Origin of the sequence: Streptomyces sp. NPDC015220, assembly GCF_043079345.1 — a bacterium.
In the GTDB taxonomy this organism is placed as follows: domain Bacteria; phylum Actinomycetota; class Actinomycetes; order Streptomycetales; family Streptomycetaceae; genus Streptomyces.
Genome location: NZ_JBIBUK010000047.1, coordinates 1 through 9,587, shown reverse-complemented (window position 1 = coordinate 9,587; position 9,587 = coordinate 1). Strand labels below are relative to the sequence as shown.

Here is a 9,587-nt window from a genome sequence, read left to right as displayed (position 1 = left end):
TACCAGGTCACCACCCTGGACGAGGTCGTGGAGAGCGCCGACATCTTCGTCACCACCACCGGCAACAAGGACATCATCCTGGCCTCGGACATGGCCCGGATGAAGCACCAGGCGATCGTCGGCAACATCGGCCACTTCGACAACGAGATCGACATGGCCGGCCTCGCCAAGATCCCCGGCATCGTCAAGGACGAGGTCAAGCCCCAGGTCCACACCTGGACCTTCCCCGACGGCAAGGTCATCATCGTCCTCTCCGAAGGCCGCCTGCTCAACCTCGGCAACGCCACCGGACACCCCTCCTTCGTGATGTCCAACTCCTTCGCCGACCAGACCCTCGCCCAGATCGAACTGTTCACCAAGCCCGACGCCTACCCCACCGGCGTCTACGTCCTGCCCAAGCACCTCGACGAGAAGGTCGCCCGCCTCCACCTCGACGCCCTCGGCGTCAAACTCACCACGCTGCGCCCGGAGCAGGCGGCGTACATCGGTGTGGAGGTCGACGGCCCGTACAAGGCGGACCACTACCGCTACTGAGCCGACGGAACACAGACGATGACGATGTCCGAGAACCAGGACCACGACCGGGATCCGGAGCTGCCGGGCCGGCTGCTGCGCACCGAGCGGGACATTCTCATGCCGCTGCTGCGGGCCGCGCCCGAGGACAGGTTCGACCTGCGCACGGCCTGCCCCGGCTGGACCGTGCGCCAGCTCCTGGCGCACTGCGGTGCGGCCCTGACCCGTATCGTCGAACACCGCCTCGAAGAGGGCGTGTTCCTGCCGGACTCCAACGCCGCGGACGTCGCGGAACGCGAGACGTGGCCGTTGGGCCGCGTGCTGGACGAGCTGGAGCGCGGTTTCACGGAGGCGGGAGAGGTCATCGCCGAGCGCGACGACGGCCTGCTGGACGCCGTCGCGCTGGGGGAGTGGGTGCACGCCGGGGACGTGCGCGAGGCGTTCGGCGAACCCGGCGCGTACGGCGGAGCGAGCATCGGCCACGCCCTGCCGCTGCTCCAGCGGACCAGCCGGCGGCGCAACACCCCGCGCCTGCACGCCCACCTCACCGGCTGCCCGGCGCCGCTGCTGTTCGGAGACGGCGGGGGCGAGGAGCGTACGGCCGGCCGGTTCCACGGCGACGTACCGACGCTGGTGCGCATCTACACGGGGCGGCCGCTGGTCGGCACGCGCTACGAGCTGTCGGGCACGACGGAGAAGGAGCTGCTCATGTACCGGTGATCCGCGGCTCAGTCGGTCCGCACGATCTGGAACGCCTCGGCGAGGCGGCCCTGCGGCAGGCCGCCCGCCCTGGCGTGTTCGGCGAGCCAGTCGCGCAGCAGGCCTGCCAGGTCGTCGAAGTGCGCGGTCTGCGAGGTGTGGATGCGCAGCGCGTCGACCTTGCGGTCGAAGACGGCGGTGACGTCGACGTACTGGTTGGGCGTGGGACCCGTCATGAGCCACAGCTCGGGGACGATCCAGGGACCCAGGCCCTCCTCCTTCAGCAGCTCCGGGTGCGCGAACGGGTTGCGGGCCTCGGGGTAGACGGCGCGCAGGGCCGCGTTGCCGACGGCCCGGTGGTCGGGGTGCAGATCGGCGACCCGCTTCCAGTTGATCTCGGGGCTGGGCACGATCGCGCGCTGCGGCCGTACCTGCCGGATCACCCGGCACAGGTCGCGGCGGAGTTCCACGCCCGGCTCGACGAAGCTGTCGGGGTAGCCGAGGAAGCGCACGTCGTGCACTCCGCTGAGCTTGGCCGAGTGGACCTGCTCCGCGCGGCGCAGATCCGCCATGGCCTGGCGCGGGAGCCGTTCGTCGTATCCGCCGGCGTCGCCGTCCGTGACGATGCAGTAGGTCACGGTGGTGCCGCGGGCCACCCACTGCATCACCGTGCCGCTGACACAGAACTCGATGTCATCGGGGTGCGCGGCCACCACCAGCAGGCTCTCGGGAGTACTGCGATCGGGGGAGTCGGTCATGAACTCGTCCATGGAACAAGCGTGTTGACCACCGCATGTGGTCGGCAAGGCATGGTCGTGGCGCATCCACGACATGGCACTTACGTGCCAGTCAAAGAATTGGTACATTCAAGGAATTGGTAGATTCCAGATTCGGAGGCGACCGGCATGTGCAGGATCTTCGGCTCCTTCGCCGTGGCGGCCACGGGACCCGAGCTGGCGACGGTGTCGGCCCGGCAGCGGCACGGAGGCCCCGACGAACGCGGTGTGCAGGCCGGAGGCGGCTGGTCGCTCGGCTGCGACCGGCTGGCCGTCACCGATCCGGCCCGGGGCTCCCAGCCCTTCCGGCTGCCGACCGCGCCCGGCGTCGTCGCCGTGCTCAACGGTGAGATCTACAACCACCGGGAACTGCGCCGCGACCTGGCCGCACGCGGCCACCGCTTCCCGGACTCCTGCGACGGCAGCCTGCTGCCGGCGCTGTACGCCGAGTACGGCCCGGCGTTCGCCGAGCGGCTGGACGGAATGTTCGCCGTCGCCGTGGTGGACCTGCGGGCCGGACGGCCCCGGCTCGTCCTCGCCGTCGACGACATGGGCATGAAGCCCTTGCACTACCACCAGGGACCGGACGGCGCCGTGCGGTTCGCCTCCGAGATCCCCGCCCTGCTCGCCTTCGACGGAGTACCGGCGGATCCGCTCCCGGAGACCCTCGACACCGTCCTGGCCACCAAGGCCCCGTTCGGCACCGAGACCGCCCTGCGGGGAATCCGCGTCCTGCCGCCCGGCGCCACGGCGATGGCACAGGGGAGCGGGGGACTGCGGGTCTGCCGCCGCCGCCCGCGCGAACAAAGCCGGACGTCCGGGGTGCTGGACACGCTGCGCCACGAGGTGCACCGGCTGGCCGACGCCGACGTCCCGGTCTGCGCGATCACCAGCGGAGGACTCGACTCCGGCCTGGTCACCGCGCTGGCAGCGGAGGTGATCGCGCCGCTGCACACGTTCCACCTCGGCTACCGGGGCCGCTGGCCGGGCGCCGAGCACGCCCACGCCAAGGCCGTGGCCCGGCGCGCCCGCACCGTCCACCACCAGATCGACGTCGACCCCGCCGAGTTCCCCTCCCTGCTCACCCGCACGGTCCGTCACCTGGGACAGCCCAACGCCGATCCCATCGCGCTCAGCACCTACGCGCTCTTCAAGTCCGTGCGCGAGGCGGGTTTCACCGTCGCCCTCACCGGCGACGGCGCTGACGAGCTCTTCGGCGGGTACGACCGGGTGCGCGCCGCCCTGGCCGCGCCCGAGGGCAGCGACTGGGCCGACGCCTACGTCGACGCGCTCGCGGCGGCCCCGCGGCTGCTGCGTGACTGGCTCTACACCCCGGACTACCGGGCGTTCGTCGCCGAACGGGGATCGGCGGCCGACCGGATCGGCGCCGGGCTCCGCGCGTCCCGCACCGACCGGACCAGCACCCTGGCCGGATTCGAGACCCGCTGGCGGCTGCCCGCCTACCATCTGCGGCGGGTGGACCACCTCAGCATGGCCTGGGCGGTGGAGGCCCGGACACCGTTCTGCCAGCCCGCCGTGGCCTCGGTCGCCCGCGCGCTGCCCGCCGACCGCCGGCAGGACAAGCGCGCACTGGTCGAAGCGGGGCGCGACCTGCTGCCGCCGTCGGTGCTGAACCGCCCGAAGCAGCCCTTCACACTGCCCCTGTCCGCCATGCTCGCCCCCGGCGGACCGCTCCACGGCCCGGTGCGGGACCTGCTTGCGCCGGCCAGGCTGATGCGCGCGGGCCAGGTACGGCCGGACCGGGTGCGGGCGCTCTGGGCCCGCCACGAGGAACGCCCCTCGCACCAGGACGCGCTCGCCCTGTGGGCCCTGGCGGTCTGCGAGCTGTGGACCGACGTGGTGCAGGGCATGCGGGTCTCCGTCGGCTGCGCGGCGTGATCGCGGACGTCGTCCAGGCCGAGGGCGCCCCCGGACCCACCCTCGTGCTTCAGCGGGACCTGCTCCCCGCGGGCGCCCTGGCGACGAGCGGTGAACTCACCGGCGTCCGCCGGTGGCTGGAGGACACCGGGCGGGGCGACGTCCGCAAACTCGCGCTGCTCGGCCGGTCGGCCGATCCCGCGCACGACCTCGACTACCGCTTCGTGCAGTGTCTGGACGACGGCTTCGACTTCCGCACCGGCTGCGGCCACTCGCTCCTGGCGGCCGTGGTGGGCAGCGGACGGCCCGGCGCCGTCCGGGTCAGGGCGGTGACCACGGGGGACACGGTGGTGTGCGTGCCGGAACCGGGCGGGACGTACACCATCAGGACGGAACGGGCCGTGCGGCTCGCCGGGCTGCTGCCCACCGGCCGCCCCGTCGACCGGCTGTGCGGCCTCGCGGTGTCGCTCGTGCGGTACGGCAATCCGTACGTCTTCGTCGACGCCCACGACCTGGGGCTGCACTCGCCGACCGCACTGTTCCGGGCCGGCCCGGCGGTGTTCGCCCGGCTGCTCGCGGTGCGCGCCGCCGCGGCCCGGCTGCTCGGACTCCCCGCCCGGGGCGCGTTGCCGAAGATCGCCGCGGTGGGCGCGTACGGACCCGGGACGCTGTCCGTCCGCGCGGTGACGGTCACCGGCTGGCACCCCGCACTGGCCGTCACCGGGAGCGTGTGCGTGGCGGCCGGCACCGCCGTGCCCGGTACGGTGCCGGCCCGCCTGGCGCGCACGGGCCGTCCGGCGGGAGGGGCCCGGGCACGGTGCGCACCCGCGGCCCGGGGGCGTCCGCTCCGCCTCGACACGCCGTCCGGCCCGGTCCTGGTCTCCGCCGACGCCGCTTCGGGGCGGCTGCGGTCCGCCGCCGTCCACGGCAAGCGAGCCCGGGTGCTCGAACACGCCCTGGCCCTGCCCTGGCGTATCCACGTCACGGCGTGAACGCGCACCCGTTCCGGGCCGCTGTCCACGGCATCCCTCTGCCACCCTGGTGATCGGTTCGATTCCCGCCAGGTCAACGGGAATTCTCACTGCCATGTCCCGACCGGGGGGAGTGATCTCCAGGATGAAATTCGAGAATCTGCGTGTCGTGGTGACCGGGGCGTCCCGGTATTTCGGACGGGCGATCGCCATTGGATTCGCGCACCTCGGCGCCGAGGTGTATGTCTCGGCGCGCACGGTCGAGGCGGCGGAACGCACGAGAACCGAAGTGCTGGGCGAAGCCCGGAATCGAATTCACGCCTTCGGCTGCGACCTGAGCCGGCCGGCCGAGATCCGGGCATTCGCCCGGCACGTCCAGGAGCACACCGACCGGGTGGACCTCCTGGTCAACAACGGAGCGCGCTGGCTGGACGGCCTCGAACTGGAGGGCGCCTCGGACGACTCCATCGTCGAGACCATCGAGTCCACGGCGGGCGGCACCGTCCTCATGGTCAAGCACTTCCTGCCGCTGCTCCGCGCCTCCCAGCGCCCCGACATCGTCAACATGGTCTCGGTGTGCAGTCCCGGCGGAGCGGCCGACTCCCCGGCACACGAGGCCTTCTACGCCGCCAAGGGCGCCCAGGCGGGCTTCGCCGACATCCTCGCCCGCCGGCTGCGCCCCTCGGGCGTCCGCGTCTTCTCCCTCTACCCGCCCGACTTCTCCACCTCCGACCCGCGTTCCGCCGAATGGGAGGGCATCGGCAGGGACCCGCAGTACCCCGACGAGAAACTCACCACCCAGGCCCTCTTCGAATGCATCGTCTACGCGGTGGAGCAGCCACGCGACTGCTTCATCCGCTCGTTCCACTTCGAACCGCGCTGAACACCCGTGGCTCAGCAGCGCTCATCAGACCGTCAAGGAGACCGTCCATGAGCACCCCACTCTGGATCACCGCGACCCCGCCCGCCAGCGACGGCGAACTGCACATCGGTCACCTCGCCGGTCCGTACGTCGCCGCCGACGTGCTCAGCCGTCATCTGCGTGCCGACGGGCAGCCGGTGCTGTTCACCACGGGCATCGCCGACCACGCCGACTCGGTCGCGGTGCGGGCGCTGCGCGGCGGGCGCAAGCCGGAGGAGGTCGCCGACGGCTACCGGGCCGCGATCACCGCCGACTGGCTGCGCGCCGGCGTCGAGTTCGACCGTGTCGTCCAGCCCCGCCGGGACCGTGGCTACCACCGCCGCCTGCAGGAGCTCTTCCTCGACCTGTACGCGCAGGACGTCATCGCCGCCCGCACCCGGCTGCTGCCGCACTGCGCGTCCTGCGACCGCTGGCTGTACGGAGCCCATGTCACCGGCACGTGCGCGCACTGCGGCGCGCGCGGGGACGGCGGGCTGTGCCACGCGTGCGCCCGGCCGAACGACGGCGAGCTCATCGACCCGGTCTGCGCCCTGTGCGGCTCGCCGGCGAGACCGCGTCGCTGCCGCCGTCTCTTCCTGCTCCTCGAACCCCTGCGCGAGCAGCTCGCCGACCACTGGCGATCCGCGGGGCTGCCCCCTCGCCTCGCCGTGCTGTGCGAGAGCCTCATCGAGGACGGGCTGCCGGACATCGCCGTCGGACACCCGGGGGAGTGGGGCGTGCCGGTTCCGGTGGACGGCTTCCCCGGCCACCGGGTCGACGCCTGCTTCGAGGCCGCCGCCATGCACCTGATCGGATACGGCGGCGACGAACCCCTGCCCGAACGCACCGTCCACTTCTGCGGGTTCGGGCACTCCTTCTGCCACGCGGTCCTGCTGCCGGCGATCCTGGTCGCCCGCGGGCTGAAGCTGCCGCAGCGGTTCCACGTGACCGAGGCGTACGGCATCGACGTCGAGGACGCCCGGGACCCCCAGGGCAAACCGGCCGTGTGGGCGCTCGACCTGCTCACCGAGTTCGGCTCCGACACGCTGCGCCGGCACGTACTGGAGGCCAGGCCGCTGGGCCGCACGGTCGATTTCCGCCGGGAGGAACTCCACCGGACCCGGGACCTGCTGGACGGCACCTGGAACAGCTGGCTGAGCCGGCTGTTCACCGCGGTGCGCGAGGACTGCGCGGGCCGGGTGCCCGAGGCGGAGCCCGGCGGTGAGGGCTGGGAGGCGTTGCGGCGCCGGCTGCACCGGGCGGCCGAAGACGTGCGCGAGGCGTACGAACCCGAGGCATTCGACCCGCGCCGCGCGGTCGCCGTCCTGGACGAGGTGGTGCGCTGCACCACGGACTTCGGCTACGTCAACGTCTTCGAACGACGCCGCCCGAGCGGGTCCGGACGGCACCTGCAACCGATCATGGCCCAGCTGGCGGTGGCGGCGGCGCTCGCCGCGTGGGCCTGGCCCGTCATGCCCGAGGGAGCGGGCCGGCTCGCCGGGGCACTGCGGCTGACGCCCGGGGGGCCGGTGACCCCGCACGCCCTCGTTCCACCGGCCCCGGGCACCCGGCTCGCCCCGCCGACCGGCCCCGTGTTCGGCTTCTGACCGCCCCGGCAATCGGTCGTGCCCACCCCTCCGCCCGGCGGAGCCGGTGGGCACGACCTTTTCCCGCCACTCGAAGGAGCGTCCTCGTGTCCCTGCGTATCGCCATGCTCAGCGTCCACACCTCGCCGCTGCACCAGCCCGGTACGGGAGACGCCGGCGGCATGAACGTCTACATGACCGAACTGTCGAGCGCCCTGGCCGAACAGGGCGCCGAGGTGGATCTGTTCACCCGGTGTCGCGGGGAGGGGCACCCGCCGCGGGTGCAGCTCGCTCCCGGCGTCCAGGTACGGCACCTGCACGCCGGCCCGTGCCGTCCACTGCCCAAGGAAGCCCTGTCGGGGCTGGTGCTGGAGTTCGCCCTCGCCCTCCTGAAGAGCGGCCCGAACACCCCTTACGACCTGGTGCACTCGCACTACTGGCTCTCCGGACAGGCCGGCGGTCTGGCCGCCGCCCATTGGCGGGTCCCCCTGGTGCACACGATGCACACCCTGGCACGGGTCAAGAACGCCTGCCTCGCGGCGGGCGACACACCGGAACCGGAGCGACGTGTCCAGGGGGAGAGCCGGCTCGTCGCGACCGCCGACCGGCTCATCGCCAACACGGCGGAGGAGGCCGGGGCGTTGCGCGGTCTCTACGCCGCCGACCTGGACCGCACCGATGTCGTGACGCCGGGAGTCGACACCCGGACCTTCCACCCGGCCGACGGCAGGAGGGCGGCACGCGCCCGGCTGGGGCTGCCGCAAGGGGCTTTCGTCCCGCTGTTCGCGGGTCGGATCCAGCCGCTGAAGGGACCTGACGTCCTGGTGCGCGCGGTGGCCGAACTGCTCCGCGGGGAGCCAGGGTTGCGCTCCCGGCTGCTGGTCCCCGTCGTCGGGGGACTCAGCGGTTCCGGAGCGCGGAAACCAGGCGGCCTGCGGGAGTTGTGCGACCAGTACGGTCTGCGTGACGTGCTGCGCTTCGAACCGGCCGTCCCGCAACGGCAGCTGGCCGACTGGTACCGGGCCGCCGACGTACTGGTGATGCCCTCGCGCAGCGAGTCCTTCGGTCTGGTCGCCCTGGAGGCGCAGGCATGCGGAACTCCCGTGCTGGCCGCGGCCGTCGGCGGGCTCCCCGCCGCCGTGCGCGACGGGGTGACGGGACTGCTCGTCGCCGGCCACGAGCCGGCCGACTACGCCCGCGCGCTGCTGTGGTTCGCGCGGCACCCACAGGCGGCGGCCCGCCTCGGGGAGGCGGCGGTCGAGCACGCGAGCGGCATGAGCTGGCAGGCCGCGGCACGGCGGACGCTCCAGGTGTACCGGCGGGCCCTGTCGGACGGGCCTGCCGGAGTGGGGCAGAGGCGGCGGCACGCCCCTGCCCCGGCGACCGCTCCCTCCTGGAGGGACAGGAGGGCCGCGGTACCAGCGTAATGCTTTCTTTGGCGCGGCCAAAAGAGCGGTACATTCCAAATCGGGATGCATGGCCGGAAGCCGCCCCGAATGGCCGGATCGGTTTCTCCGGAACCTTGGCTTTCTTTATTCGGGAGATGGCCGATGTCCGGTCCGCGCCATGGCATATCCACGACTGGAGGAACCATGGATTCACCCTCGCGTGCGGGCGATGATTGAAATGTCTTCGGAAGCGGCCCGGCGGCACGGGCCCCCGAAAGGCACTAATTCAGCACTCGCATCCTGGAGGAATCATGTCCGCAGTCGTCCGCACCGCCGGGTTCCGCCACATCGCCCGTCAGCTCGTGCTCGTCCTGGCGCTCGGAACGGCCGTCGCCGGTGGCGCGGCGGTGACCGCCCTGCCGACGCTCGGCCACCAGGCGGAGCAGCGGACGGCGGCCGACGGGAACGACAACAACTGGCCGGTCGTGCCCGTCGACAACAACTGGCCGGTCGTTCCCGCGGACAACAACTGGCCGGTCGCCGGAGGGGGCGACAACCCGCCGGCGGTCACCGTGGACAACAACTGGCCGACCGCTCCGGCCGACGACGACTGTCCGGTCGCCGGGACGGACAACAACTGGCCGGTCGCTCCCGCCGGCGACGACTGTCCGGCCGTCGGACCGGACAACAACTGGCCGACGCTCACCGCGGACAACAACTGGCCGACCGCCGTGGCCGCCGTGTGACAGGTGCGACAGAAAGGCCCCCGGGGCACCGCGAGCTTGGGTTCTAGGGGTCGTCGCAACACCACTGGGTTTTAGGTGGTGAGTAGATCACGTAGACGCTCGGCTGGGGTATCCCAGCCGAGCGTCTTG

At 72.4% G+C, this 9,587-nt stretch carries 9 protein-coding genes; 8 read left to right on the top strand and 1 reads right to left on the bottom strand.

The window, feature by feature from the left end:
* Together ACF061_RS38930 and ACF061_RS38925 are read left to right on the top strand one after the other, a co-directional pair.
* A partial coding sequence (locus tag ACF061_RS38930; RefSeq protein WP_392271756.1) for an adenosylhomocysteinase occupies positions 1 to 534 on the top strand: 534 nt, incomplete at its 5' end.
* Between the two features lie 18 nt (positions 535 to 552).
* Positions 553 to 1,233 carry a maleylpyruvate isomerase family mycothiol-dependent enzyme gene (locus tag ACF061_RS38925; RefSeq protein WP_392271755.1) on the top strand — a complete coding sequence of 227 codons (681 nt, stop codon included), beginning with the start codon at positions 553 to 555 and terminating at the stop codon, positions 1,231 to 1,233.
* Between the two features lie 8 nt (positions 1,234 to 1,241).
* On the opposite strand, the gene ACF061_RS38920 is transcribed toward ACF061_RS38925, so the two are convergent.
* Positions 1,242 to 1,982 carry a PIG-L deacetylase family protein gene (locus ACF061_RS38920; protein WP_392271754.1) on the bottom strand — a complete coding sequence of 247 codons (741 nt, stop codon included), beginning with the start codon at positions 1,980 to 1,982 and terminating at the stop codon, positions 1,242 to 1,244.
* Positions 1,983 to 2,117: 135 nt separating this feature from the next.
* Between ACF061_RS38920 and asnB the strand changes: the two genes are divergently transcribed.
* The 6 genes from asnB (at position 2,118) to ACF061_RS38890 (ending at position 9,458) form a co-directional block, all read left to right on the top strand.
* Entirely contained in the window at positions 2,118 to 3,887 is a 1,770-nt protein-coding gene (asnB, locus tag ACF061_RS38915) for an asparagine synthase (glutamine-hydrolyzing) (protein WP_392271753.1), read from the top strand.
* The gene (locus ACF061_RS38910) at positions 3,884 to 4,858 is read left to right on the top strand and encodes a PrpF domain-containing protein (protein WP_392271752.1); all 975 of its coding nucleotides are present in this window, start codon (positions 3,884 to 3,886) and stop codon (positions 4,856 to 4,858) included. The genes asnB and ACF061_RS38910 overlap by 4 nt, the downstream gene beginning before the upstream one ends.
* 124 nt (positions 4,859 to 4,982) lie before the next feature.
* Entirely contained in the window at positions 4,983 to 5,720 is a 738-nt protein-coding gene (locus ACF061_RS38905) for an SDR family oxidoreductase (RefSeq protein WP_392271751.1), read from the top strand.
* A 47-nt stretch (positions 5,721 to 5,767) separates the two neighbouring features.
* Positions 5,768 to 7,345, top strand: a complete 1,578-nt coding sequence (locus ACF061_RS38900; RefSeq protein WP_392271750.1) for a class I tRNA ligase family protein — start codon at positions 5,768 to 5,770, stop codon at positions 7,343 to 7,345.
* A gap of 86 nt (positions 7,346 to 7,431) precedes the next feature.
* Entirely contained in the window at positions 7,432 to 8,751 is a 1,320-nt protein-coding gene (gene mshA, locus ACF061_RS38895; protein ID WP_392271749.1) for a D-inositol-3-phosphate glycosyltransferase, read from the top strand.
* A 272-nt stretch (positions 8,752 to 9,023) separates the two neighbouring features.
* Entirely contained in the window at positions 9,024 to 9,458 is a 435-nt protein-coding gene (locus ACF061_RS38890) for a hypothetical protein (RefSeq protein ID WP_392271748.1), read from the top strand.
* The last annotated feature ends 129 nt before the right edge of the window (positions 9,459 to 9,587 follow it).